19 protein-coding genes and 2 pseudogenes are annotated in these 24,008 nt (G+C 70.5%); 6 read left to right on the forward strand and 15 right to left on the reverse strand.

Annotated elements, in window-relative coordinates; all coding sequences use genetic code 11:
- Positions 1 to 59 precede the first annotated feature (59 nt).
- The gene (locus tag OHB56_RS01500; protein WP_406351164.1) at positions 60 to 1,652 is read left to right on the forward strand and encodes a Na+/H+ antiporter; all 1,593 of its coding nucleotides are present in this window, start codon (positions 60 to 62) and stop codon (positions 1,650 to 1,652) included.
- Positions 1,653 to 1,667: 15 nt separating this feature from the next.
- Here the strand turns inward: OHB56_RS01500 and OHB56_RS01505 are convergent, their stop codons facing one another.
- Positions 1,668 to 1,886 carry a hypothetical protein gene (locus OHB56_RS01505; protein ID WP_406351165.1) on the reverse strand — a complete coding sequence of 73 codons (219 nt, stop codon included), beginning with the start codon at positions 1,884 to 1,886 and terminating at the stop codon, positions 1,668 to 1,670.
- Between the two features lie 211 nt (positions 1,887 to 2,097).
- Between OHB56_RS01505 and OHB56_RS01510 the strand changes: the two genes are divergently transcribed.
- Positions 2,098 to 2,721, forward strand: a complete 624-nt coding sequence (locus OHB56_RS01510) for a hypothetical protein (protein ID WP_326750806.1) — start codon at positions 2,098 to 2,100, stop codon at positions 2,719 to 2,721.
- 177 nt (positions 2,722 to 2,898) lie between these two features.
- On the opposite strand, the gene OHB56_RS01515 is transcribed toward OHB56_RS01510, so the two are convergent.
- Complete coding sequence (locus tag OHB56_RS01515) at positions 2,899 to 3,615, reverse strand: leucine-rich repeat domain-containing protein (RefSeq protein ID WP_406351167.1); 717 nt, start codon at positions 3,613 to 3,615, stop codon at positions 2,899 to 2,901.
- Positions 3,616 to 3,777: 162 nt separating this feature from the next.
- Between OHB56_RS01515 and OHB56_RS01520 the strand changes: the two genes are divergently transcribed.
- Positions 3,778 to 3,951: a hypothetical protein gene (locus OHB56_RS01520; protein WP_326750808.1), complete on the forward strand. Its 174-nt coding sequence runs from the start codon at positions 3,778 to 3,780 to the stop codon at positions 3,949 to 3,951.
- A gap of 326 nt (positions 3,952 to 4,277) precedes the next feature.
- On the opposite strand, the gene OHB56_RS01525 is transcribed toward OHB56_RS01520, so the two are convergent.
- The 11 genes and pseudogenes from OHB56_RS01525 to OHB56_RS01575 form a co-directional block, all read right to left on the reverse strand.
- Positions 4,278 to 6,707: an AAA family ATPase gene (locus tag OHB56_RS01525; protein WP_406351170.1), complete on the reverse strand. Its 2,430-nt coding sequence runs from the start codon at positions 6,705 to 6,707 to the stop codon at positions 4,278 to 4,280.
- 18 nt (positions 6,708 to 6,725) lie between these two features.
- Positions 6,726 to 7,898: an exonuclease SbcCD subunit D gene (locus OHB56_RS01530; RefSeq protein WP_406351172.1), complete on the reverse strand. Its 1,173-nt coding sequence runs from the start codon at positions 7,896 to 7,898 to the stop codon at positions 6,726 to 6,728.
- Between the two features lie 287 nt (positions 7,899 to 8,185).
- Positions 8,186 to 8,416 (reverse strand): hypothetical protein, encoded by a 231-nt coding sequence (locus OHB56_RS01535; RefSeq protein WP_406351174.1) that lies wholly within the window; start codon positions 8,414 to 8,416, stop codon positions 8,186 to 8,188.
- A gap of 20 nt (positions 8,417 to 8,436) precedes the next feature.
- Positions 8,437 to 8,940 (reverse strand): single-stranded DNA-binding protein, encoded by a 504-nt coding sequence (locus tag OHB56_RS01540; protein WP_326750812.1) that lies wholly within the window; start codon positions 8,938 to 8,940, stop codon positions 8,437 to 8,439.
- Between the two features lie 11 nt (positions 8,941 to 8,951).
- A complete protein-coding gene (locus OHB56_RS01545; protein ID WP_326750813.1) occupies positions 8,952 to 9,800 on the reverse strand; it encodes a hypothetical protein in 849 nt (282 codons plus the stop codon).
- Positions 9,800 to 10,312: a hypothetical protein gene (locus OHB56_RS01550; protein WP_055593623.1), complete on the reverse strand. Its 513-nt coding sequence runs from the start codon at positions 10,310 to 10,312 to the stop codon at positions 9,800 to 9,802. The genes OHB56_RS01545 and OHB56_RS01550 overlap by 1 nt, the downstream gene beginning before the upstream one ends.
- Entirely contained in the window at positions 10,309 to 11,229 is a 921-nt protein-coding gene (locus tag OHB56_RS01555; protein ID WP_326750814.1) for an ATP-binding protein, read from the reverse strand. The genes OHB56_RS01550 and OHB56_RS01555 overlap by 4 nt, the downstream gene beginning before the upstream one ends.
- Positions 11,230 to 11,523: 294 nt before the next feature.
- Positions 11,524 to 11,639 (reverse strand): annotated as a pseudogene (locus tag OHB56_RS01560) (DNA replication and repair protein RecF); the annotation flags it as partial.
- Positions 11,640 to 11,756: 117 nt separating this feature from the next.
- Positions 11,757 to 12,821 carry a Holliday junction branch migration DNA helicase RuvB gene (gene ruvB / locus OHB56_RS01565; protein ID WP_406351177.1) on the reverse strand — a complete coding sequence of 355 codons (1,065 nt, stop codon included), beginning with the start codon at positions 12,819 to 12,821 and terminating at the stop codon, positions 11,757 to 11,759.
- Between the two features lie 14 nt (positions 12,822 to 12,835).
- Positions 12,836 to 13,462 (reverse strand): Holliday junction branch migration protein RuvA, encoded by a 627-nt coding sequence (ruvA, locus tag OHB56_RS01570; protein WP_406351179.1) that lies wholly within the window; start codon positions 13,460 to 13,462, stop codon positions 12,836 to 12,838.
- Positions 13,459 to 14,004 carry a crossover junction endodeoxyribonuclease RuvC gene (locus tag OHB56_RS01575; protein WP_326756874.1) on the reverse strand — a complete coding sequence of 182 codons (546 nt, stop codon included), beginning with the start codon at positions 14,002 to 14,004 and terminating at the stop codon, positions 13,459 to 13,461. Before OHB56_RS01575 ends, ruvA begins: the two co-directional genes overlap by 4 nt.
- Before the next feature lie 518 nt (positions 14,005 to 14,522).
- Between OHB56_RS01575 and OHB56_RS01580 the strand changes: the two genes are divergently transcribed.
- The 3 genes and pseudogenes from OHB56_RS01580 to OHB56_RS01590 form a co-directional block, all read left to right on the forward strand.
- Positions 14,523 to 15,518, forward strand: a complete 996-nt coding sequence (locus OHB56_RS01580) for a RecB family exonuclease (protein WP_406351180.1) — start codon at positions 14,523 to 14,525, stop codon at positions 15,516 to 15,518.
- A gap of 182 nt (positions 15,519 to 15,700) precedes the next feature.
- Positions 15,701 to 17,383, forward strand: a complete 1,683-nt coding sequence (locus tag OHB56_RS01585; RefSeq protein ID WP_406351182.1) for a multicopper oxidase family protein — start codon at positions 15,701 to 15,703, stop codon at positions 17,381 to 17,383.
- 131 nt (positions 17,384 to 17,514) lie between these two features.
- A pseudogene (locus tag OHB56_RS01590) lies at positions 17,515 to 18,100 on the forward strand (transposase family protein); the annotation flags it as partial.
- Between the two features lie 239 nt (positions 18,101 to 18,339).
- Here OHB56_RS01590 and OHB56_RS01595 read toward each other — a convergent pair.
- Together OHB56_RS01595 and OHB56_RS01600 are read right to left on the reverse strand one after the other, a co-directional pair.
- Positions 18,340 to 19,452 carry a glutamate--cysteine ligase gene (locus OHB56_RS01595; RefSeq protein WP_406351184.1) on the reverse strand — a complete coding sequence of 371 codons (1,113 nt, stop codon included), beginning with the start codon at positions 19,450 to 19,452 and terminating at the stop codon, positions 18,340 to 18,342.
- Between the two features lie 898 nt (positions 19,453 to 20,350).
- Positions 20,351 to 23,128: a glycosyl hydrolase gene (locus OHB56_RS01600; protein ID WP_406351186.1), complete on the reverse strand. Its 2,778-nt coding sequence runs from the start codon at positions 23,126 to 23,128 to the stop codon at positions 20,351 to 20,353.
- Between the last annotated feature and the right edge of the window lie 880 nt (positions 23,129 to 24,008).

Here is a 24,008-nt window from a genome sequence, read left to right on the forward strand (position 1 = left end):
ATGGCCAGGTTACGACTGCTGCACGGATCACTGCGCGGAGATTCTGGGGTGGGCACGACATGGACGTGATGCCGCTGCTGTTGCTGGTGGCGGGCAGTGCCGCGATCTCCGCCGCTGCCAGACGCACTCCGGTGCCGGCCCCGCTGCTGGTGGTCGCCGCAGGTCTCGCGGTCAGCTACGTCCCCGGCGTGCCCGTCTACACGCTCGACCCGCACATCGTCCTTCCGCTCATCCTGCCCCCGCTGCTGCACACGGCTGCCACCGACAGCTCCTACCTCGGTCTGCGGGCGCAGCTGCGGCCGGTCGCGCTGCTGTCGGTGGGGTACGTACTGTTCGCGACCTTCGTCGTCGGCTGGGTCCTGTACCTGCTCGTGCCGGGCCTGCCGCTCACCGCGGCTCTGGTGTTCGGTGCCGTGGTGGCCCCGCCGGACGCGGTCGCGGCGACGGCGGTGGCGCGCCGGGTCGGACTGCCGTCCCGGATCACCACGATCCTCCAGGGCGAGTCCCTGCTGAACGACGCCACCGCGATCACCGCGTTCCGGGTGGCCGTGGCGGCGGCCGTCGGCGAGGGGGCGACCTGGGCCGGGGGGATCAGCGAGTTCCTGCTCGCGGCGTTCGGCGGCCTCGCGTTCGGCCTGGTGCTGATGGTTCCGCTGCACTGGCTGCGCACCCATGTGAAGGAGGCGCTGCTGCAGAACACGCTCTCCCTGCTGATCCCGTTCGTCGCCTACGCGGCCGCCGAGCAGGTGCACGCCTCCGGGGTCATCGCGGTCGTGGTCGTCGCGCTCTATCTGGGGCACCGCGCGTGGGAGGTCGATTTCGCCACCCGACTCCAGGAGGAGGCGGTGTGGAAAATGGTCGCGTTCGTCCTGGAGGCCGCGGTGTTCGCGCTCATCGGACTGCAACTGCCGATCGTCCTCAGAGGGCTCGGAGAGTACGCGGGCGCAGAGGCCGCCTGGTACGCGCTGGCCGTCTTCGCGGTGGTCGTCGTCGCGCGGTTCGTGTGGGTGTACCCGGCGGCCTTTCTGCCACCGCTGCTGTCGGCGCGGATCCGGGAACGCGAGGGGAGACCCGGCTGGAAGGCACCGTTCGTCATCGCATGGGCCGGCATGCGCGGCGTGGTCTCGCTGGCCATCGCCTTCTCGATCCCGCTCACCGCCGACGGCTCCGACTTCCCGCAGCGCAACCTGCTGCTCTTCCTGACCTTCACCACGGTCATCGGCACGCTGGTGGTGCAGGGTCTGACGCTGCCCCCGCTGATCCATCTGCTGAAGATGCCCGGGCGCGACATCCAGGCCGAGACCCTCGCGGAGGCCAATGCCCAGGCGCAGGCCTCACGGGTCGCCGAGCAACGGCTGGACGAGCTCCTGTCCGACGAGCGCAACGCTCTTCCGGCCCCGCTCGCCGACCGTCTGCGCACCGTCCTGGAGCGCCGCCGCAACGCCGTCTGGGAACGTCTGGGCCAGACCAACCCGGTCACCGGGGAATCCGTGGACGACACCTACCGAAGGCTGTCGCGGGAGGTGATCAGCGCGGAGCGTGACGTGTTCGTCAGGCTCCGCGACGCCCGCTACCTCGACGACGAGATGCTGCGTACCTTGCTGCGGCGGCTGGACCTGGAGGAGGCGGCGGTGTATCGGGAGACCGCATAGGACGGCTCCCGATGCTCACGGGAAGGGCCGCCCGGTGACGACGGCGGCGACCGTGCTTCCGCTCAACGAGTTGCTGGCGGAGCGCGTGTCTTCGAGGGCGGAGTGATTCGCGGCGCTCTGCTCGCTGCGGCAGGCGGACCAGCGGACCAGCTCGTACGGGACGTCGACGACGTCCATCACCGGGCGGTGCCTGGCGGTGACGGTGCGGGCCCGGAAGCCGGCCCAGCGCCTCACACTCCTCAGTCATGACGACTTCGTTGCGGAGCGCGGGAGCGGCCACCGCGTTGCGGACGGCTTGCGTCTGCCAACAGGGCTTCGCCAGGGGGCGTTCGGCCCCGCTGTCCGGGCCTTGCGGCCCCTATGGCGGGTGCCGGTGATACGGGACATTGAAGAGGCGAGGAGAGTCGTCCACGTCATGCGTCACCCTCTGGAAGGGATGAGCATCATGGCAGTTCACGACCACCCCCACCGGCGCCGGGGAGTCCGCTTCTCGCCCCTGCACCGCGCCGGGACGGCTCCCGCTCCTGCCGAGTCGACGACCGCGGCGGCGACCGGGCCCCGCGCGTACGTGTTCGCCGGCCTCCGTCTGCTGACGGGGTTCGTCTTCCTGTGGGCGTTCCTGGACAAGGCGTTCGGCTTTGGCTACGCGACCCCCTCCGGCAAGGGGTGGATCGAGGGCGGATCGCCGACCCGGGGCTTCCTCGGCGGTGTCGCCGTCGGGCCGATGGAGTCCGCCTTCCACGACTGGGCCGGGGCGGCGTGGGCCGACTGGCTGTTCATGCTCGGCCTGCTCGGCATCGGAATCGCCCTGATCGCGGGAATCGGCCTGTGGCTCGCCGCGATCGGCGGCAGCGCCATGATGGCCCTGATGTGGGTCGCGGAATGGCCGCCGGCCCGGCACCTGTCGGACGGATCGCCGAGCATGTCGACGAACCCGTTCGTCGACTACCACCTGATCTACGCCGTCGTCCTGGTCGCCCTCGCCGCCGCGGGCGCCGGCGCCACCTGGGGCCTGGGCAGGGCCTGGGCGCGGCTCCCCCTCGTCGGCCGCAACCGCTGGCTGCTCTGACAGCCGGGGACATGGACGAGCGGGCACCTCGCCCATGGGCGAGGTGCCCGCTCGTCCATGTCCCCGCCGACTGGCTCTGCACGTGTCGAGGAGCAGCGTTCCCACAGCAGTTCGACTTCTGGCTCGACTTCTGTGGTGCGGTAACGCCCAGTCGCGTGCCATCCCAGGTGTCGCTGCCTACGTCAAGACGACGCAACCACGTTGTTCGAGGAGATCGAGCAGGCGCGGCCGGGGCTCGATGTCGTTCCAGCGGAGGTCGAGTTTCTCGAGTGAGGGCAGCTCGGCCAGCCAGTCCGGCAGTTTGCGGAGATGGTTGCTCCGTAGGTCGAGGTGGCGGAGCAGCGGGAGCCCCGCCAGAGGCTCCGGAAGTTCCTTCAGCGCGTTCTCTCGTAGGTCGAGGTGACGTAGTTCGGTCAGGGCAGCGGTGGATTCCGGTAGGTACGTGAGTGCGTTGCCCCGCAGCCACAGCTCGCGGAGCATGGGTAGTCGACCGATCGTGTCGGGCAGTGCGGCCAGGTCATTGTGCTGGGCTCGAAGCTCCACCAGTCCGGTCAATGCGCCGATGGCCTCCGGAAGACCGGTGAACCGGTTCTCGCCGACGTTGAGGTAGCGGAGTCCGGTAAGCCGCCCGAGTGAGCGGGGAAGCTCTTCGAGCTGGTTGTCGTGCAGATAGAGATACTCGGTGAGCGGCAGTTCGGTCAGCTCATCCGGTATCGAGGCGAGCTTGTTGTGCCCCAGGTCCAGAGTGTGCACCTGGCGTAACTGCCCGATCCGGGAGGAGAGGTGCGTCAGTTCGTTGTCCGCGAGGATCAGCACCTGCAGTTCGGTCCGCTGCCACAACGACTCCGGCAGCTCTCCCAGTTTGCACTTCCACAGATTCAGCGTCGCTGTCACGCTGCCGTCCCTCCCGGCCCGAGCGGGCCCCGCTGTCTTGGCTCACGGCCACGATGCCACGGTCCTCGGGAGAGGAGAACTCGTTTCCGAAGGAGTGGGGAGCCGGTGTGTCCTGGGTCGGAGATACGGCTTCCGGTCCTGGTCACTACGTAGCCTCGCACCATGACCGAAGAGGCCGAGATCGCGTTGAAGAACTACGACTGGATGCTCCGCCACCGAGGGCTGGACCATGTGGGACTGGACTGGGACTCCCACACTCTGGTGTGGGGTGATGGGGGCTCCGACCTCGAAGACCTGTGCAGGCCAGGCTTTACGCCTGCAACCGACGTCAGCTGACACGCGGAGCCATCGACCGATCGTTTTTCCCCGTGGTCGGAGATCAGCACCGGGCCTCTGTTCGTGGTCTTTGGGGGTGCGGACGCCGGCTCTTGGCGGTGGTCGGCCGGGGGCGCCTTGGGTGTGGGGCGGACGAGGGCAGTGGCACCCGGCCGATCCGGTCCGCAGGGGTGCGACCGCATGCCGGTCGGTGGGCGGCGCCCGGTGGAAGCCGGGGACGGGGCGGAGGTCTTCGCCGCACCGTGGGCGGGTGGTGAGGCCGAGCAGTTGGTCGAACGGTGGTTCACGCCGGGAGGGCCCCGCCCGGCCGGAGCCCACGAGGCCGGTCACGGTGTTTCCCGCTGTACCGAGGAGGTCCCCCGGCCGCGGTGAACGGCGAAGCGGGTCGGCACCCGTTCGGCCAGGGCGCTGATGTGCGTGACGATGCCGACCATGTGACCCTGGCGGATCGCGAGCTCTTCCAGTGTGGCGGCGACCGTCTCCAGTGTCGTCTCGTCCAGCGTGCCGAATCCCTCGTCGAGGAAGACGGACTCCAGCCGGGCGGCGCCGGCTGCGGCCATGGCCGGCAGCTGCTCCGAAAGCGCCAGGGCGAGGGCGAGGCTGGCCTGGAACGTCTCACCGCCGGACAGCGTCTTGGCCGGCCGACGGCCGTCCGCGTCGGTGTGGTCGATGACGAGGAAGTTCCCGTCGTCGTGGACCAGCTCGAACTGCCCGTCGGACAGCCCGGCAAGCCTCTCGGAAGCATGCGCGACGAGTGTGTCGAGGGCCGTCGTGACAAGCCAGCGAGGAAACCCGTCTGCGCGCATCAGGTGACCGAGCGCCTTTGCCACCTGATGCGCCTGCTCGGCGTCTTGCCGCCGCGCGTCGAGCTTCGCGGCCTGTTCCCGTCGCTCGACGAGGCGCCGTGCCTCCTGACGAGCCCCCCTCAGCGCTGCCGTGACCGCCGGCTCGGCCGTCTCGGTGAACGGCCGTTCCGTATCGAACTCCACACCGGGGGCGGTGAGTACGTCGGCGAGCCGGTCCTCGGCAGTGGTGAGCCGGCCACGAACCCTCGCCAGCCCCTCGTGCGCGCCGGACAGCTCCGTGGTGCGGGCGGCGGCGGCGTCGGCCGCCCAGGAGACGAGGGTCGCCCACGCCGCGGTCGGGTCATCACGGTCCAGCGCCGGAGCCCCGAGCGTGACGAGTGGGTCGCGAACCTGCTCGAGCACCGACCAGACCGCCTGTACTTCCCGGCGAACACCCGCCGCGGTCTTCTCGGCGCTCGCCCTGGCGGTCCGCGCACACCGAAGCCGTGCGTCCGCCTCATCGGCGGTCCTTTCCAGCCGCTCCCGGCGGGCGAGCGCAGCGGTCACCTGCTCCAAGGCGGGAGCACCGGCGAGATCGGCACGCAGGGCGGCGACCCTGCCGATGAGCATGTTCAGTTCGCTGGTGGCCCGCTGCTCGGCCCGGGACGCCTTCGTCCACTCGCCACGCGACCGCTCCACCTCACGGTCGGCCCGGATCAGTACTCGTTCGGCCGCATCGAGATCGGGCGCGGTCAGCGGGCCGGGCCTCGTCGTGACCCGCTGCTCGCACACCGGGCACGACCCGCCGACCCGCAGGTGCGGCCGCAACGCTGCGGCGAGATGCGACCGCGCCGTGCCCTCCCGCGCCTGCCGCGCCTGCCGGGCAAGCCTTTCGGCCTCCTCCCTGACGGCGATGGCATCGCGAAGCGCCTCGGCGCGCCACTGCTGCAGCGCCTGCGCTGCGAGCAGCCTCTCTTCCGTCTCGTCGAGCTCGGCGTGATCGCGGCGGGCTTGCTCGAGTGAGGCCTGGGGCGGTGCCGCCGCAAGCTGCTCGCGGACGGTCGTGTCGGCCGTCTCGGCCACGGCGAGCTCCTCGTCGGCCGTCTCGCACGCGGCTCTGATCTCGCGTTCCCTCTCACCGAGTTCCTCGAATCCGGCCGGCACGGCAACCGCCCTCAGCTGGTCCCGCTCCTCGGTCAGCACCGCGCACACCTGTTGCGCCTCGGCCACCGCCGCGCCGTGCTTCGCGAGTTCGGGCAGCATCGCACGAATCCGCTCGGCGACCTTCTCCAGCGCGGCCACCTGGTCCTGTGCCGCCTGCAGGGCGGGTTCGGTCGCATCGGTGAACTCCTCGAGCTGCCGGGCGAGGAATTCGGCGCGCTGCTTCTCGCTCTCGGCCTTCGCGTTCGCCGCCTGCGCGATCCGGGTGTAGACCTGCAGCCCCATCAGTCTGACGAGGATCTCCTGCCGCTTGGCGGGCTGTTCGTGCAGAAACTCGGCAAAGTCGCCCTGTGGCAGTGCCACACAGGTGATGAAGTGCTCGAACGGTAGCCCGATCAGCTTTTCCACCGCGGGGGTGACCTCGGAGTCGGAGGCGAGTACCTCGGTGGCGTCGTCCGGTGCGCCGAGCGCGGCCGGGTCGGCGAGTCGTTCCAGCCGGGCATTCTTCACATGGACGCCGCCGGCGGTGCGGCGCAGCTCTCTGACGGCGACGTAGCGGTGTCCGGCAAGGTCGAAGGCGAGCCGGACGATGCCCCGGTCGGTGGTCGGCGCGAGCGCGTTCGCGACCGTACGTCGGTCGCCCCAGCGCGGCACCGATCCATACAGCGCGAACGTGATCGCGTCGATGACGGTGGACTTGCCCGAGCCGGTGGGACCGACGAGCGCGAAGTAGTCCGCCTCGCGGAAGTCCATCAGGGTCGGCTCCCGAAACGAGGCGAAGCCGTTCATCTCCAGCAGCACCGGCCTCATCGAGGTTCCTTCCCGCCGTCAGGCGTGCGCGGTGGTGACCTGGTCGTGGAGCCTGGCGAACAGTGCTTCGACCCGTTCGTCGACCAGGTTCCGGGTGACGCAGTATGCGTGGAACAGCTCAGCGGGGCTGCGCTCCACGCCGTCGGCCGGCGCGGACGACCCGGCGGTGTGCACGGGGGCGGCGAACTCCGGATCGATGCGCACCTCCAGCGCGTTCGGCAGCAGCCGCTGCACCTCCTGCCGCAGACCCGCACGCGCCGGTTCGCACAGCAATACCCTCAGGTAGTCGTCGCCTAGCGAGTCGGCGCGCCGGGTCAATTCCTCGACGGTGCCGCGTACAGTGCGCAGCCGCCGTCCGGACCCGATGGGTACCTCGGCGACGATACGGGCGGGCGCGCCGACCCCGGCCTCGACGACGAGGACCATCGAGGGGTCGTCCTGCTCGCCGAAGTCGAGGGTGATCGGGCTGCCGCAGTAGTGCACCGGACACGGCGCGGACAGCGACTGCCGGCGGTGCAGATGCCCGAGCGCGACGTAGTGCGCCTCGGGCGGGAAGGCGTCGGCCGGCACCCAGTACTCGAGGAACGACTGGGCGGACCGCTCGCCCCCGCCGAACTTTCCCCCGGCCACCATGAGGTGCGCCATCACCAGGTTGACCGCATCGTCGCGGAAACCGGCCGCGAGCGCGGCAAGCAGGTTCCGCACCAGTCGGCCGTAGCCGGTTGCGGCCTCCCTGGGCGTCGTGCTGACCAACTGGGCAGCACGTACCGCGTAGCGCTGGGACAGGAACGGCAGCAGGGCGACAGTGACCGGCTCTCTCGTCGAGCGCGCGGTGAACTTCACCACCCCGCCGTCGGCCGCGACGCGCACACTGCCGGCCAGGGTGATCCCCGCGCTCGCCATGAGCGGCCGGTAGGCGTCGAAGGTGGGGGCGTGGTCGTGGTTGCCGGCGATCGCGATGACCTCGGCACCAGTGCGTCGCAGCGTGAGCAGTGCCTGCACCAGCAACTGCTGGGCGTCCGCCGACGGGGCGGACGACTCGTACAGGTCACCGGCGACGAGCACTGCGTCAACCCGGTGGTCCCGTGTCACCTGGACGATCTCGCGCAGGACGGCCCGCTGCTCATCGAGTCGGCTGCGCCCTTTGAGCACCTTGCCGATGTGCCAGTCCGATGTGTGCAAAAACTTCATGTACTCGCCTCGTCGTCCCGGGGAGGTTGTCGACGGCGGCACGCTGTCGGATCAAAGGCCGGTACGTCCTCGATCGGCCGTGGTCGCCGCGCGAACGGGTCCGATCGCTCGCCACCGGCCTCCTGACCGGTCGGGCGCGAGGTCGTGGACCCTTGCCGCACTCGAAACCGTGTGCGCGGACAGCGAGAAGTCCGGCCTCACCTCGGCCGCATGACGCCGGCGCGGGCCAAAGGTGAATCATTCGGCCGTCTCCCGGCCCGGAAGTCCGGCCGGTTACCGCAGCGCTGTCACGCCGTTGCCGATGCGCTTGAGGAGTCCAGGTCGGTGAACGGCTCGTCCGCGCTGTCGTCGTAGACCTCGCTGCAGGCCTTCTCGTTCCCGTTGTCCGGCCAGACCTCGGAGGCAACGTCCCGGCGTTCGGGGTGGCAGTCGGTGCAAGTCAGGCCGACGGCGGCTGCCGGGGTCCAGCTCTCGAGCCGTGCCTGACCGCTTGGTGGGAGGGCATTCATGACGATCACCCAGCAATACTTCAACCGGTTCAGAAGGGGAACGTGGGGCTGTTGTCGTTGTGGGGGGCGCTGTTGTCCCGGTCGGGGACTCCCGGTGTGGGGGCTCCCGGCGTGTCGTTCGGCGCGGACGGGGCGGTGTCGAAGAGGGTGCCACCGGGCACGCCCACGCGCGGGATCTTGCTGACCGTCGCGTCGGCATAGCGCAGGGAAGGGCCGATCTCCAAGGCTTCCAGCTCGATGACGGTCCGCTTCTCGCCTTCCCTGGTCTCGTACGTCCGCTGGTGCAGCCGCCCCTGGACGATGACGCGGGTGCCGCGCGCCAGGGAATGGGCGACGTGCTCCGCCGTCTGCCGCCAGGCCGAGCAGCGCAGGAACAGCGTCTCGCCGTCCTTCCACTCGTTGCTCTGCCGGTCGAAGGTGCGGGGCGTGGAGGCGACGGTGAAGTGGGTGACTGCGTCGCCGGACGGGGTGTTGCGGATTTCGGGGTCGTCGGTCAGGTTGCCTACGACGGTGACGACGGTCTCGCCGACCATGAGAGGTACTCCTAACGCACGAACGGGCGGGGGAGGTCGGTTGTCCGGCGACAAAGCTGCCGCTTCGGGGTGTTTTCGGGCTCGCTGCCCGGCCCTCTTTCTTCTCGTTCGACAGGCCCCGCCGCGATGAGTCTCGAAGCATGGGCCGGAGCGTTCTTCAGCGGGATGCCGAGCCGGGGGATGGTGCAGGGGCGGCCGGCGGCGGCCCGGCACCAGGGGCAGGGCACGCGGAGGGCGTGGACCCGGAGGTCGTTCATCGAGCGGCGGACGAGGGCGGGGGGTGGCTGGGCCGGGTCAGCGGATGTCCGCTTGACGCGCTGTCCCGAGGCGATCGCGGTCACGATCGCGAGGAGTTCCGCGCGATAGCGGTGCGGGTCGTCCGGGTCGGTGTCCGGAAGTGGCAGCGGGTCGCGGGCGAGCCGCTCCTCCCGGATCGCGTGCACCTCGGCGCGGATGTCGGCGGCGTCGATGTGGGACTTTCTGCGGCCCAGCCGGGTCACGGCCTCCCGTGTATCGGCGACGTCCAGGTCGGCGAGCAAGAGGTGCCAGGCGTCCGTCGTGGTCTCCTCCATATGCATCGCCGGGCACATCGCCGCGACCAGGGCAGTGAGCCCCGCGGTCTCAGCCGGCGTCATCCGTTCCTCCCTTCCGCGGGGGAACGTCCCGGGTGACGCCGGCGCCCCGCTTTCCGCCTCGTCCGCCGGCTGCCGGTACAGGTACAGGACGGTCCCGCAGGCGCAGCGCAGCCGCCCGTCGTTCCCGAGACTCCAGCGGCCGCAGGTGAGGTGACCGGCTTGTGAGATCAGGAACCACAGGGTGGCGGCCGATTCCCTGTCGGAGCGCGCTGTGGCGGTGGTCATCACGTCTCGCCCCCTCCGAGGGCGAGCAGCCGGCGCAGGTCTATCTCGCCGGTGTCCCAAGCCCGGGCGACCCGTTCCGCTCCGCCGGGCACGGGCCGCAGGCTGAACGAACGCGGTTCGGGGGCCGGCGCCACCGCCAGTCCCGGGATCACCTCGCCGGTGTGCGGGTCGGCGACCGGACCGAAGCAGGCGAGCCGGCCGAAGAACTCCCGCTTCCAGGCGGGGCGCACCTGGACCAGGGTCTCCACCTCGCCGGGGTGGTTCGCGGCCACCCAGGCGGTGAAGGCGTTCTCGTCGGCGACCACGACCGTCGGCTGGGGGTCGATGAGCGTGAGAGTGGCGATCGGGGTGTCATCCGGCAGGGTCACCCGCATCGACTTGAGGGCGAGCTCGGCGCGAGCCGCGCGCAGCCCGTGGAGAACTGCGCGGCGCTCAGCCCGGTACTCGGCCTCCACCGCGTCGCGCAGCACCCTGAGCACGACGACCCGGGTGGCGCGGTCCCGGAGGTTCACGCGGCCTCACCCTTCTGCTCGGTCCCCTTTCCGGCCTCTTTCTTCGCCTCGGTGCCGCGGCGCACGATGAGCTCGCCCAGCGTGGTCGATCCCCCGGCGGGGTCCAGGACGGCGGCGGCGAGCAGGTTGTGCCGGCGCACCTCCTCGTAGAGGCCGCGGAGCTCCTCGTAGGTGGCGTGCGGGGCGGTGGCGGTCGTGAGGTAGTCGGACGCGCTCGGGGTGGGCTTGCCGGCGTTGAGCCACTCCAGGACGGCCTCGGCGAACGCCGCGTCCGGCTTGCGGATGACGAGCCCGGAGAGCGGCTTCGCCCGGGACTTGGAGATCACCAGGGTGTTGTCGTGGTCGAGGTCACCGACGATGTCGAACTCGTACTCGATGCCCTCCCGCTGCTCGGGCTTGAGCCCGACCTTGCGCGGAACCTTGCGCCCGCGCTCGTCTGCTTCCACGACGTACTCGGTCTTGGTACGCATGGTGGCGACGAGGTGGCCGGGGTAGGCGAGCAGGGCGTCGATCATCGCCCGCTCCAGGGGGCGGGCCTCCCGCCAGCCGGCGAAGGTGTTGCCTCCCGCGATGCGCTTCGCGGCGTTGTCGACCTGCTCCAGCATCCCGCCCGAGCCGGACCAGAAGTGCGAGAGCGAGTCGACGATCACGACGTCGTAGCCGTCGTGGGCGGCCACCGCGAGCGCCTCGACGAGCGCGGGTGGCTCGAACGTCGTGAGCGGGAGGGTGTCGAAGGCGAACTCGTCGGCGTACTTGGAGGCGCTGCCGTGCTCGGTGTCGATCAGGGCGATCCGGTCGCCGATCCCGGTGCCGAGGACGAGTGCGGTGTAGGTCTTGCCCGACCCGGTGGGCCCGGTGAGCGCGATGCGGGCCTTGGCCTGTTCCTTGGTGGCGGGGATGAAGGTGAAGCTGTTCACGCCGTTCTCCTCTGGCGCATCCGACGGCGGTTCGGGGTGGGCTTGGGGAGGGACGGGACACCGTCCTCACCCGGCAAGACGTACACCCGCAGGGCCGAGGGCTCCGTTCGAATGTCAGTTCGAAATTGCCTGGAGTCCCACGCTAGGCACGGAGAGAGGCGTAAATCAACAGTTTGCTCACAAAAAATTATTGACAACCCTTATGTCCGTATCGGGGCCCGGAATGAGCGCGTCTGCGCCAGTGCCGCGGCCGGATCGACCGAGGCGCGCACCCGGTAAGGATCGGACCCGATCGCCGACCGCCTCGACGAGGTCGGTCCTGCCCCGGCCGTCGGGACCGACGAAAACGGGGACGCCCGGGGCGAGCGGGACCTCGACCCGGGCGTACGGCGGAAGTCGGCGAGCGACAGGTGCCATACGCGCGTGTCATGCCGCGGCTCGACGACGCCGGCCTCCCTGCACGCAGGTGGTGGTTGCTTCTTGTTCTCGACGACGTGGCCACCGAACCGGTTGCGCGGCGATCATCTTCAGTGCGGGCCTTCCCGCCCGCCGGCGGGACCACCTTGCCGTGGCGGCACGAGGCCGAAGTGCTCCCACGCGGCGGGCATGGCGACCCGTCCGCGCGGGGTGCGGGCGAGCAGCCCCTCCCGTACGAGGAACGGCTCGGCCACCTCCGCGACGGTCTCCCGCTCCTCCCCCACCGCGACGGCGAGTGTGGACAGACCGACCGGTCCGCCGCCAAAAAGCTTGAGCAGCGCGCCGAGCACCGCGCGGTCCAGCCGGTCGAGGCCGCGGGCGTCGACCTCGTAGACCGCCAGGGCCGCCTCGGCGACCTCACGGGTGACCACGCCATCGGCCCTGACCTGGGCGTAGTCGCGGACGCGGCGCAGCAGGCGGTTGGCGATGCGGGGCGTGCCGCGCGACCGGCCGGCGACCTCCGCGGCGCCCTCGGACGTTGTCTCCACTTCCAGCAGCCGGGCCGAGCGGTGGACGACGCGCTCCAGCTCGGCCGGCTCGTAGAACTCCATGTGGCCGGTGAAGCCGAAGCGGTCGCGCAGCGGGGGCGGCAGCAGGCCCGCCCGTACGGTGGCGCCGACCAGGGTGAAGGGGGGCAGCTCGAGGGGGATGGCGGTGGCGCCGGGGCCCTTGCCGACGATGACGTCGACGCGGAAGTCCTCCATCGCCATGTAGAGCATCTCCTCGGCGGGCCGGGACATGCGGTGGATCTCGTCGAGGAAGAGGACCTCGCCCTCCTGCAGGGAGGACAGGATCGCCGTCAGGTCGCCCGCGTGCTGGATGGCCGGCCCCGAGGTGATGCGGAGGGGGGCTTCCATCTCGGCCGCGATGATCATGGAGAGGGTGGTCTTGCCGAGGCCGGGGGCGCCGGAGAGCAGCACGTGATCGGCGGTGGCCCCCCGCGCGCGGGCCGCGCGCAGCACCAGGTCGAGCTGCTCGCGGACCTTCTCCTGGCCGATGAACTCGTTCAGGTCCTTGGGGCGCAGGGCGGCCTCGACGGCCTGGTCCTCCCCGTCGGCGACAGATCCCACCAACCGCTCGATGAGGGCGGCGGTTTCGGCTTCGTCCCGGGTCATGCGGTCCACTCCTCTCAGTGGGCGCGGTGCAGTGTGCGCAGGGCGGCGCGCAGCAGCTGCGACACCTTCGGGGCGGCGCCGTCGGCCGCGGCGGCCTCGGCGGCAGGGGTGACGACGGCGACGGCCTCGTCGGCCTCGTGCGCGGAGTACCCGAGGCCGACCAGCGCCGCGCGCAGTTGTTCGCTCCAGGGCTCGGGAGCGGCGGCGCCGGCCGGGTGGCTGGTCGCGGCGGCCCCGGTCGGCTCGCCGAGCCGGCCGGCGAGCTCCAGGAGCAGCCGCTGGGTGCCCTTCCTGCCGATGCCGGGCACGGCGGTGAGCGCCTTTTCGTCACCTTGGGCGACCGCGCGCCGCAGCGCGTCCGGGGTGTGCACCGCCAGCATGGCCTGGGCCAGGCGCGGCCCGACGCCGCTGGCGGTCTGCAGCAGCTCGAAGGTCTGCCGCTCGTCGTCGTCCGCGAAGCCATAGAGGGTGAGCGAGTTCTCGCGCACGACCAGGGAGACGGCAAGTCTGGCCTGCCGGCCGATGCGGAGCCCGGACAGGGTGTTGGGCGTGCACTGGACCGCCATGCCGACGCCGCCGACCTCGACGACCGCACCGTCGGGGGCGAGCGCGGCAACCGTGCCGCTGACGAAGGTGATCATCGGATCGTGTCCTTCCGAAGTCGTGCGCGTGCGGGAGCGGGACGGGCGACGGCGTGCGCCTGCTGCAGGCGGTTCAACGCCGGGGCGCGCCAGATGTGGCAGATGGCGAGCGCCAGGGCGTCGGCCGGCTCGGGCGGGGCGTCGAGCCGCAGCAGCCGGGTGACCGTGGCGCCGACCTGGGCCTTGCCTGCACCTCCGCTGCCGATGACGGCGGCCTTCACCTCGCTGGAGGTGTGCCAGGTGACGGGCAGGCCGCGCCGGGCCGCGCACAGAATCGCGACCGCGCTCGCCTGCGCGGTGCCCATCACGGTGCGCACGTTGTACCGGCTGGACACCCGCTCCACGGCGACGGCTTCGGGTTGGTGCTCGTCCAGCCACCGCTCGATGCCGCGCTCGATGAGGAGGAGGCGGTGGCCGATCTCCGCGTCCGCCGGGGTGCGGAGGACGCCGGCGGCCGTCACTGTGAGCGGCCCTCCGGGCGTGCCGTCGACCACCCCGAGGCCGCAGCGGGTCAGCCCCGGGTCCACGCCGAGCACCCGCACGGCGCCCTCTCCGACGGGCGAAGTCTTCATGATCGAGCCACGCTTGTCATTGGGTCGTGTTGGCACTGGTCGGGTGGTGAGCCCACTCTGCGGATGCAGGGCGGACCCTCCGGGCGCATCGCGCGACGCAGACGGAGTCCGACTGCGAAGCTCGATGCGGACATGGGGAGATGTTCCGTGGGCTCCGGCCGGCAATGCGTGGATTTCCACAGATGTCCGGCTTATCCTGAAATTCATAGTAGCTCGAACAGGTGTGCGATGGAGGTGTGACGGTCACGCGGGACCGGAGACCGCTCGTCCGACCTGGCCGCCCGGTCACAAATCGCCGCCGCGGAGAGGGCACGGCCGCCGGGAGCCGTACGACGATCGCCCCTCGCCCGTCCTTCCGCCGCACCGAGTGCGGCCGGACCACCGCCAAGCGTCTCGGCCGGTGCCCCGAGTACCAGGCGTGGGCACCCTCGAGGAGTCCGGCGGCGCGCACCCGATGCGTACGACCGTGCCCGGCGTAGGGTCGGAGCATGTCCCCGTCCGAGAGCTCCGCCGCACCGGACGCGGCCCCGCCCTCGGCATCTCGGCCCGCCCCGAGGACGCCGTCGTCGCTGTCACCGTCCCGCGCGGACGACTTCATGACCTGCCCGCTGCGCTACCGGCTCCGGGTGATCGACAAGCTGCCGGAGCCACCGAGCGAGGCGGCGGCCCGGGGCGCCGTGGTGCATGCGGTGCTGGAGCGGCTCTTCGACGTGCCGGCCGGGCAGCGCACTCCGGACCGTGCCCGCGCGTTGCTGCGTCCGGAGTGGGAGCGGCTGCTGGGCAGGCGGCCCGAGCTGGCCGGCCTCTTCCCGGAGGACACGGACGGTGCGGCGCCGGCCGCTTGGCCGGCCGAGGCGGAACAACTGCTCGACCAGTACTTCCGGATGGAGGACCCGAACCGGTTGGAGCCCGCCGGGCGCGAGCTGTACGTGGAGACGGTGCTGGAGTCGGGTCTCAAGCTGCGCGGGATCATCGACCGGGTGGACGTCGCCCCGACCGGCGAGGTCCGCGTGGTGGACTACAAGACCGGCAAGGCGCCCCCGCCGGACTTCGAGCACCGGGCCATGTTCCAGATGAAGTTCTACGCCCTGGTGCTGTGGAGGCGGCGCGGGGTGGTCCCGCGCCGCCTCCAACTGGTCTATCTGGGCAGCGGCGACGTGGTGACGTACGACCCGGACGAGGCGGACCTGCGGGCGGTGGAGCGGAAGCTGCGGGCGCTGTGGGCGGCGATCCAGCGGGCGGTGGCGACGGGCGAGTGGCAACCCAGCCCGAGCCGATTCTGTGACTGGTGCGGCTATCAGGCTTCCTGCCCCGCGTTCGGCGGCACCCCGCCGCCCTACCCCTTGGCCGTCGCCACCGTCCCGGCCATGGGGGACGACGAGCACCCGGCAGCGCCCGCCGAGGCCGAACCGCCCACCCGGGAGCGGCTCGCCGGAGGAGGGGCAGAGAAGGACCGTCGGCCCGAGCACAGCGGCCCGGCCTGACGCCCGCCAAGACCTGCTGGGGGTGCCGGACCGGCACCGGCGGCGGAGTACGCCGCCCATCCTCCTGTCGGCTGCCTTCCCGTGGGGTTCCGACGGGAGTCTCGTTGGGCGACGTAGGCGAATCGCGGGACGCGCCGATCCAATTACCGCAAATATGACTATAAGACATGTGTTATAGGTTCATGCACTCACATACGCGGCGCGCCTTGCTCGGCGCCTCGATCACGGCCATCGGCTCGGGAGTCCTGGCCGCCTGTTCCGGACCCGGCTCGAACTCCGGGCCCGGCCCTCATCCCGCGTCCGGTTCACCCTCCGAAACCGGCACCCGCTCAGCGGCCGGGGGCCCCGGCCACCGCGACGGCCACCGCGACAGTGGTTTCGTTCCCAAGGGACCCAAGGGATACGTGAACCCGTCCGATCCCGAGGTCATCGCTGCCGAGAGGGAACGCGGGTCCGGCCCCCTGCGCACGTTCACGTTGACTGCCACCGAGACGTCCTTCGACCTGGGCGGGCGGACGGTCAGGTCATGGTCGTACGGTGACACGCTGCCCGGCAAGGAGATCCGGGTCACCGCGGGTGACATTCTCAACCTCACGCTCGTCAACCACCTGTCCGTGACGACGACGCTGCACTCGCACGGTGTCCGTCTGCGCTGCGACATGGACGGCGTCCCGGGCCTGACCCAGCCCTCCATCAGGCCCGGCGCGGACTTCACCTACCGCTTCGCCGTGTCGCATCCGGGCACGTACTGGCTGCATTCACACTCGGGAATGCAGCTCGACCGCGGCATGTACGCCCCTCTGATCGTCGAGGACCCCAAGGAGCCATTGTCCTACGACAAGGAATGGGTCGTCGTCCTGGACGACTGGGTGGACGGCGTGGACGGCTCCACTCCGGAGGGCGTGCTCGCGCAGTTGCACAACGGCAAAAGTGTCCAGATGGACATGGGTGAGAGCACTGCACATGACGGTTCCGGCCACGGCAACTCCGCCGGCACGCATGACTCGGCCCCCGGTAAGCCCGTCGGTCCCTCCCGCGTTCTGCGGAAGGGGCACAGCGACATGCTGCGCAGCGCGGGCGGTCATGTCGACCACCCGTACTATCTGGTCAACGGCCGCCTTCCCAAAGCCCCTTCGGTTTTCCGGGCCCGTCCCGGGGACCGGATCCGGTTGCGGATCATCAACGCCGGGAGCGACACGGCTTTCCGGGTGGCGCTCGGCGGCCACGAGATGACCGTGACGCACACGGACGGCTACCCGGTCGAGCACAAGCGGACGGACACACTGCTGCTGGGCATGGCCGAACGCTACGACGTGCTCATCACCGCCAAGGACGGGGTGTTCCCGCTGGTCGCGCTCGCCGAAGGCAAGAACGCGAGGGCCCTGGCAGTCCTGCGCACCAGCAGTGGAAGCCTCCCTGACGGCTCCGCACATCCGGAAGAGCTCGATGGCCGGTTCGTACCGGCCAGACTGTTCGTGCCGGCCGAATCCGTGGCCCTCTGCGACCGCCCCCCGGACCGCGAGCTGCGCTTCAAAATGACCGGCAACATGAGGAAATTCAACTGGAGCTTCGACCATCAGCCCTACTCCGTCGAACAACGCCACCCTGTCCGAGAGGGAGAACGGGTCCGCCTGACCCTCATCAACACCACCGATATGTGGCACCCCATGCATCTGCACGGCCACACCTTCGCCCTCACCGGCATGAATGCGGCCGGGGCCCGCAAGGACACCTCCCTGGTACTGCCGCATCACAGACTTGTCGTCGACTTCAACGCCGACAACCCTGGCCTGTGGATGCTCCACTGCCACAACCAATACCACTCCGAATCCGGAATGATGACCAACCTCGGCTACCAGAAATGACGACGGCGTCGACTTCTCCGGCGGCTGCGGGTACTCGAGACTGCGGAGACCCTCCTGTGGCGGAACGTCCGCAGTACGGCTACGCGCCTGAAGCGTGCTGCAGAAAGTCGGTATCAGGGCATCTCTCCTGCATGGGCGGGGTGTTGAGAGCCGAGCGGGTGTGGATGGAGACGTTCACCGGCTTGCGGGGCGATCAGTTCGGTCGGCTGCTCGAAGCGGTCCGGGAACGCGGCGGCGACGGCTGCGGGTGGGGCCGCTCCGGCGGCTTCCTCCGGCCGAGCGGGGGCTGCCGGTGGCCGTGCACTACCGCGCGGACCTCACCATGCGGCAGCTCGCCCCGCTGTCCGGCGTCTCGCCCGTGACCGTGTGCCGGGTGATCCAGCGGCTCGGTCCGCCGCCTGGCGCTCGAGCCGGCCCGTGCCCCGCAGGAAGCGGCCGAGCCGTTGTGGATCGTGGACGCCGACCCCGCCCGGTGGTGGCGACGCCGGTCCGGCGCCCGGCGCCACCGCGGACGCCGAAACCCGGCGGGACTCCGGTCCGGCCGGCCACTGCCAGGGCGTAACGGTGCTCGGCCACGGCGCCTACATCAACACCGGCCTCGTCGTGCCGCATCGCAAACGCCCCGAACGGCCACTGCGCGAGGACGAGGAAGAAGACAACGCGCAGCACCGCAAGGTCCGCGCCCGCGTCGAGCACCTCGTCTCCCGCATGAAGAACCGACGGGCACCGGCCCGCCGCTTCGGCTGACGCGAGCACATGAGCGACCTCCTCCAAGCTGTCACGGGCTCGCTCTCCCCTCAACAGGCCGCGGACCTGATCCGGACACGGCAGATGTGAACATCGACCCTGGCCGAAGCCCACGATGTCTCAGCGCCTACCGTGCACGAACTCGTCAAGCGCAGAACCTCGCGTTTCTTCTCAGCCCGACGACAACGAAGCCGTGTAGCGGAAGGACGTCAGCTGCTCGTGGTCAAGTCGGCGCAGCAGGCCACGACACGGGCGAGATCGCCCTCTTCGGCCAGCAGTCGGCGTTGCGTACGCGCCCCGCTGCCCTGTTCCAGGAGGCGGGCGATGCCCTCGCGGACGAGATCGTCGTCGCCGTGGTCCACCAGCGCCTCGCGAACGTGCTGGTACAGGGCCTGCACCGCTCTGGCGGCGGAGGTCTCGCGCATGGTCTCGGGGTGCAGAAGAGGACCGTCGAGACCCGAGCGTCCCGCTCGCCACGAAGCGAGGCGCAGCAGACCCGTCCCGATCCTGTCCGGCGGTACTCCGTCCTGCCAGGCCCGGGCGGACGTCTCCACCAGGGCACGCGCGAGCGCGGCCAGCAGCACAGGCACAGACGCGTCCAGGCAGACGTCCGCCACACGGATCTCCACGGTGGGATAAGAGGCGGAGAGCCGGGCATCGAAGTAGACCATGCCCTCGTCACGGAGAACCCCCGTGCCGACCATGGCGGTAACCTGCTCGTGGTAGCGGTCGGCGGACCCGAAGATCTCGACCGGACCGGCGGACGGCCAGCGGTTCCACACCCGGCTGCGATAGCTGCCGTAGCCGGTGTCCTGCCCCTGCCAGAAAGGCGAGTTCGCGCTCATCGCCGTCAGAACCGCCAGCCACGGGCGTATGCGGTCCAGGACAGCCACACCCTCCTCGTCGGAGTCCACCGACACGTGCACATGACAGCCACAGGTCAACTGCTCCTGAGCCGTCACCCCGAACTGCTCACCCAGCCACCGGTAACGGGTACCGGTGCTCAACGACGGCTCGACAGCCAACGGCGAAGTCGCCACGGCCACCACCCTCGCACCGGCGGTATCCGCATAACGCGCCGCCTCCCCGCGACAGCGGGTGATCTCCTCCTGGAGCCGGCCCATCTCCGTCACCGGCTCGGTCGCGAACTCCATCTGCTCCTGTTGAAGCTCCCCCTCGAACTGGTGGTCCTTCGCCCCGTCCCCGCCGTGCTGCCAGGTCCGGCGGTCGGCAGCCGCGAGCGCCGCGCCGGAGACCGCGACCGGCTCACCACTGTTCGGGTCCACCAGCAGCAGTTCCTCTTCCACACCCACACTTCGCATGCCGTCGCCCCTTGTCTCCTGCTCACATTCTCCGGTCCCGCCCGGATCGTGGCAGGCAGATGCCCCCGCGACGACGCGCCATGCCTGGAGGAGCCGCCGGGCCCGCTGCCGACGGCAGTGGGGCCTCGATGCGTCCGCCGACGGCCCGGGCTCCGAGGCAGGCTGCTGAACGGTTGCCGAGTCGGGGACATTACCGCCTGGGGCAGCCGGAAGACACCGCCACTCCGAAGACACAAGCCGAAGGGAGCTTCTCCCTGGGTCGCTATCCGCTCGTACGCAGCCCTCTCCGGCGTTTCTTCGCCCTCGGGGGAGTACTGCGCGCTGCGCTCGACGGTTTCGGCGTCCGAGGAAACGTGGAGAACGACGGCGTCCGGTCGTCATCGACATCGACATCGACATCGACAAATATCACCAGCTTCCCGTCCGTCGGGAAGTCGATGTCCAGCACGTCTGCGGAGCAGCGCCGCGCGGGCGAAGGTCACCGCGTGCGGCTCGAGGGCGGGCCACTCCGCGTCGGCGGGCAGGTGGGGCGGGCCGCCGGCACGGGCGGCCGGGCGAGCGCCTTCTGTCTGCGGCGACGTAGCCGTCGAGGATCTCGCCGACGGCCTCACGCAGCCGCTGAGCGATCTCATCGGCGGACTCGGGGCTGCCCACGATCTGACGGCCAATGGTGTGAGAACCCGGGCGCCGCTCACCCAGGGCTGCCGAAATGGTCTCCCACGTCAGAGCTGGGGTCACCTCTTCCGGCACGTTGGGCATGTAGGTGCCACGATGCCGCCGGCCCTGTTGAGCCCGGTCGGACGGCGGACAGCCCGGGAATGCCGCCGTCGGCAGCCCACCATGCCGGTGCGGCGGGCACCGGCCTGACGCCGGTGCCCGCCGCCGGTTTTCCACCGGTTCAGCTGTAAGGGATCACCAGCACGGACTTGTCCGTGCCCGTCTGGAGCTTCGAGGTGCCGTTGCCGATGGCACTCCACACCTCGAGGCGTACGGTGCCGCCGTCCAGATTGCGCGGTGTACCCGTGGATGCCTTGAGACCGCGTGCCTGCGTGTACTCCTCCCATCCGGTGACCGGGTCGGTCGCGAAGTAGTGGTACGTCTCGGTCCGGTCGAAGGTGCCGTCGCCGGTGAAGTCGTAGCTGATCCGGGCCTGCTGGCCGAGTCCGACCGTGCTGCCTGCGTCCACCTGGAGCCGGAAGGCGGTCTGGGCGCCCGGGGCGAGGGTGCCGTTGACGCCGCGGACCTCGTAGGCGAGGGGCTGGTACGGGGTGCCGTCGTGGTTGGCGCCGCCGCCGGAGGCGATGGTGTCGCTGCCCGCGGTGCCGCCGGTCGCCGTGGTCAGGGCGCCACCGCTGCGCAGCTGGAAGGTGTTGCCGGTCGGCGGTTCCGGGTCGGGGTCGGGGTCCTCCGATCCGGTCCCGGTGCCGCTCGCGGTGGAACGGGCCGGCACGGAGAGGGTCTTGCCGTCGGAGAAGGTGACGGTGCGGGCCGTCGATCCGTGGTTGTGGGCCGCGTAGGTCCGGGTCGTTCCCTTGGTGAAGACGGCTGAGGTGGGGATGTCACCGGTCACGGTGGCGTCCGGGGCGCCGAGGGTGTCGAGGGTGTTGATCCAGTGGTAGGTGTGCGCCTTCGACTCCCCCTGCTCCGGGGTGTAGCCGGCGTGGCCCGCGTCCCATTTCGCCTTGGCCGCACCCGGGTCGGCGAAGGACTGGAACTCCCAGAGGATGTCGCGCCATTCGACGGCCGGGCCGCCGTTCTCCCGTTCCATCTCGGCGATGTTGCGTCGGATCGCGGCCTTCTCACCGCCGAGGTGGAGCGATCCGCCGGTCACGGGCAGGACGTTGATGCCGTGGATCTCCTCGGGGTTGGCGGTCCACCAGGTGGCGTAGGCGGCGCCACTGCCCCACACCATGCCGGCCGTGTCGTGGCCGAAGGAGGACGGGAAGACCTGCTCGTCGGCGTCGAACCAGTACTGGGCGATCGACTCCGACTCGGTGGTCAGCAGAAAGGTGCCGAGGTCGCGCAGCGAGGTGTCACCGGTCGCGGAGCCCCACAGGACGAGGGCCGCACTGAGGTTGGTGGACTCGGAGGAGGACTCCTGGTTGTTGCCGGCGGCGAAACCCTGATGGCCGGAGGCCCAGCTGTGGCCCGCGTAGACGTCGAAGCCGCGCAGGAAGGGGAAGGCGGTGTCGGTGCGGCTGGGGTTGGCGGCGTCCCGTACGAGGGTCTTGACCATGCCGCCCCAGGCGGAGTCGGCGGCCCATCCCTGGTCGTACTGGGCGACGATCGCCGCCGCGTAGACGTAGTAGCTGTAGTGGAAGTGGTGGTCGTTGAGCTCGGTGTCGCTGCCGTAGGAGGCGGGGTAGCCGGTGAGCGTCTTCCAGTCCTTGTCGTAGCTGAACTCGTTCGCGCCTCCCGCCGTGAACCAGTCCTGGAGCTTGCCCTTCATCAGGCCGAGAAGCCTGTCGCGGATGCCGGTCTCGCCGATCTGGTCGGCCATCGGGACGAGCTGGGCGAGGCGGCCGAGGGCCTTGCCGGTCCAGTAGGTGTCGGAGGCTCCGGAGAAGGGGTCGGCGGCGTTCACGACCTCGTTCAGGTAACCGCGCAGTCGGGCGGTGTCCACGCCGTTCGACTTGGGCAGCGCGGGCAGCACCGCGGACGCCTTCTGGCTCGTGGTGAAGGAGGCCGACTCGCGGACCTTCATGGTGCCGCGCGGTGAGACGTAGGTGTAGGAGGTGAGGGGGTCCGTGGTGTTCAGCCACTGGTGGCGGTAGAGCGCCTGGAGCGTGCCGCGCTCGGTGCCTTCCTTCGCCTCGGTGGTGAGCGTGTAGGTGGCCTTGACGGTGCCACCGGTGTAGCTCCAGGTGGCCTTGGAGTCGGTGACGAAGCTGTAGGCGTACTTCTTGAAGGTCGCCAGGGCGTCGGTGGACGGCAGCACGGCGACGGAGAAGTAGTCCTTGGAGCCGAGGCCCGCGGTGACGGTGGAGCCGGCGATGTTCCAGTCGCTGCCGGTCGGCGCGAAGAGAGCGTAGTGATGCCCGGCGACGGTGATGCCGAGGACGTTGCCCTGGTCGGTGAAGACGGTGGGCGCGCCGGCGGTGGTGATCTGGGCGTTGCCGCCGGAGCCCTTGGCGTACACGAACGGGGAGCCGTGTCCGATGGTGGTGCGCAGGGTGCGGGCGCCGTCGGACCACTGGGGGGTGACCGTCCAGTCGGACCAGTCGTCGGCCTTGGTGTCGGGCGAGTTGAGGCCGGTGAGCCCGATGGTGAGGTCGCGCTTGTGGGCGTACTCGTACTGGCGGCCGTCACCGACGATCGCGGGGGTCGTCGGGTAGCCGACGTCGAGTCCGCCGGCGGTGGCCTGGTAGGTGAGGGGGTGTCCGTACATGGGGGTCGAGTACGGGTTGTCGCCGTAGCGCTGGAAGGCGAGGGAGGACCACCAGTCGTTGGTGGGCACGGGCCGGTTCCGGGCGGCGGCGGTCAGCTTGGGCGTGACCGGCGTTCCTGTGTTGGTGGTGGGGCCCGACGTACCGGGGGGCCGGGTGTCGGAGTAGCTGCCGGAGCCTACGGGGACGGTGGCGGCGGCCGCCGGGGCGGCGGCTGGGCCCAGGCCGACGACGGCGAGGGCTGAGGCCAGAAGCAGTACTGCTGCCGGCCTGGTGCGGGGGGATGGCATGCGGCACCTCAAGTCATCACAGGAGGGGGGTCTGAGAGCGCTCTCAGATGGCCGGAACGTAAAGCCCCTGTAATGCACGTGTCAATACATTGAACACAGTGGGCAGTGGACACCGAGCCCAAATCCGTTATGCCTTCGCGTCTTGACGGTGCGAGTGCGCGGTGGTGCGGCGGCGCGGCCAAAAGGTGGCGCACGAGGGCGCGGCCGGTCCGTTGCAGCAGGTCGGCCGCCGGCCGGCCGCCCCTGCCTCGCGAACCCGGTTCGTGCGGATCATCACCGGGCTCGGCAACGGCAAGCCGTTGACGGCCCGTTAGCATGGCGAACCGCCGGACGCCGTACGGGAGGTGACGGGGTCGGACACGGCATTCGCCGTCAGTGTCTCCTCCAGCGGCCCAAGGCGCCGTCGACTGCTTCACGAACCGACCTGTGATCGCAGTCCGACCACGCTCCGGCCGAGGGCGTCCTTTCCCCGTGCAAACCCAAGCGAGGTGGCGCTGCACCTGTTCCCGTGGCTGTGGACCTCGACACCTGCGGGCCCCCGCCGACGCCCGCGCGGCTTCGTGCTCCGCACCCGGCACTCTCACTGCGCAGGCGCGAGCCTCCCCGGGGCCGGCCCACCCCGGCCCTTTGGCCGCTCTCGCTCGTCGCCCCCGCCACCCTCTTCGTCACCGGCCAAGCCGGTCAACGTCAACGACGTCCCCGAGACCACCATCACCGCACTCCCCCGGTCGGCGCCGTCCTCGTCGGGCGCTGCCGGCCGGCCCGGGCTTTGCGGGCGAACGGCACGCTGTGAGCCGCGAGTTTCGGTGTGCGGGCTCATGGCTTCCAGCCGCGCGGGCGCGGGACGTGGTGGCGGGTGATCGTGGTGTCGGTGGTGCGG

Origin of the sequence: Streptomyces sp. NBC_01635, from assembly GCF_045209715.1 — a bacterium.
Classification (GTDB): domain Bacteria; phylum Actinomycetota; class Actinomycetes; order Streptomycetales; family Streptomycetaceae; genus Streptomyces; species Streptomyces hirsutus.

Excerpts from the sequence above, each read along its gene's own strand:
- OHB56_RS01525 (WP_406351170.1), bottom strand. The coding sequence starts at position 6,707 with ATGAGGCCGGTGCTGCTGGAGATGAACGGCTTCGCCTCGTTTCGGGAG.
- ruvA (WP_406351179.1), bottom strand. The coding sequence starts at position 13,462 with ATGATCACCTTCGTCAGCGGCACGGTTGCCGCGCTCGCCCCCGACGGT.
- OHB56_RS01580 (WP_406351180.1), top strand. The coding sequence starts at position 14,523 with ATGTCCCCGTCCGAGAGCTCCGCCGCACCGGACGCGGCCCCGCCCTCG.
- OHB56_RS01520 (WP_326750808.1), top strand. The coding sequence starts at position 3,778 with ATGACCGAAGAGGCCGAGATCGCGTTGAAGAACTACGACTGGATGCTC.
- OHB56_RS01585 (WP_406351182.1), top strand. The coding sequence starts at position 15,701 with ATGCACTCACATACGCGGCGCGCCTTGCTCGGCGCCTCGATCACGGCC.
- OHB56_RS01530 (WP_406351172.1), bottom strand. The coding sequence starts at position 7,898 with ATGAAGTTTTTGCACACATCGGACTGGCACATCGGCAAGGTGCTCAAA.
- OHB56_RS01600 (WP_406351186.1), bottom strand. The coding sequence starts at position 23,128 with ATGCCATCCCCCCGCACCAGGCCGGCAGCAGTACTGCTTCTGGCCTCA.
- OHB56_RS01595 (WP_406351184.1), bottom strand. The coding sequence starts at position 19,452 with ATGCGAAGTGTGGGTGTGGAAGAGGAACTGCTGCTGGTGGACCCGAAC.
- OHB56_RS01500 (WP_406351164.1), top strand. The coding sequence starts at position 60 with ATGGACGTGATGCCGCTGCTGTTGCTGGTGGCGGGCAGTGCCGCGATC.
- OHB56_RS01540 (WP_326750812.1), bottom strand. The coding sequence starts at position 8,940 with ATGGTCGGCGAGACCGTCGTCACCGTCGTAGGCAACCTGACCGACGAC.
- ruvB (WP_406351177.1), bottom strand. The coding sequence starts at position 12,821 with ATGACCCGGGACGAAGCCGAAACCGCCGCCCTCATCGAGCGGTTGGTG.
- OHB56_RS01545 (WP_326750813.1), bottom strand. The coding sequence starts at position 9,800 with ATGACCACCGCCACAGCGCGCTCCGACAGGGAATCGGCCGCCACCCTG.
- OHB56_RS01510 (WP_326750806.1), top strand. The coding sequence starts at position 2,098 with ATGGCAGTTCACGACCACCCCCACCGGCGCCGGGGAGTCCGCTTCTCG.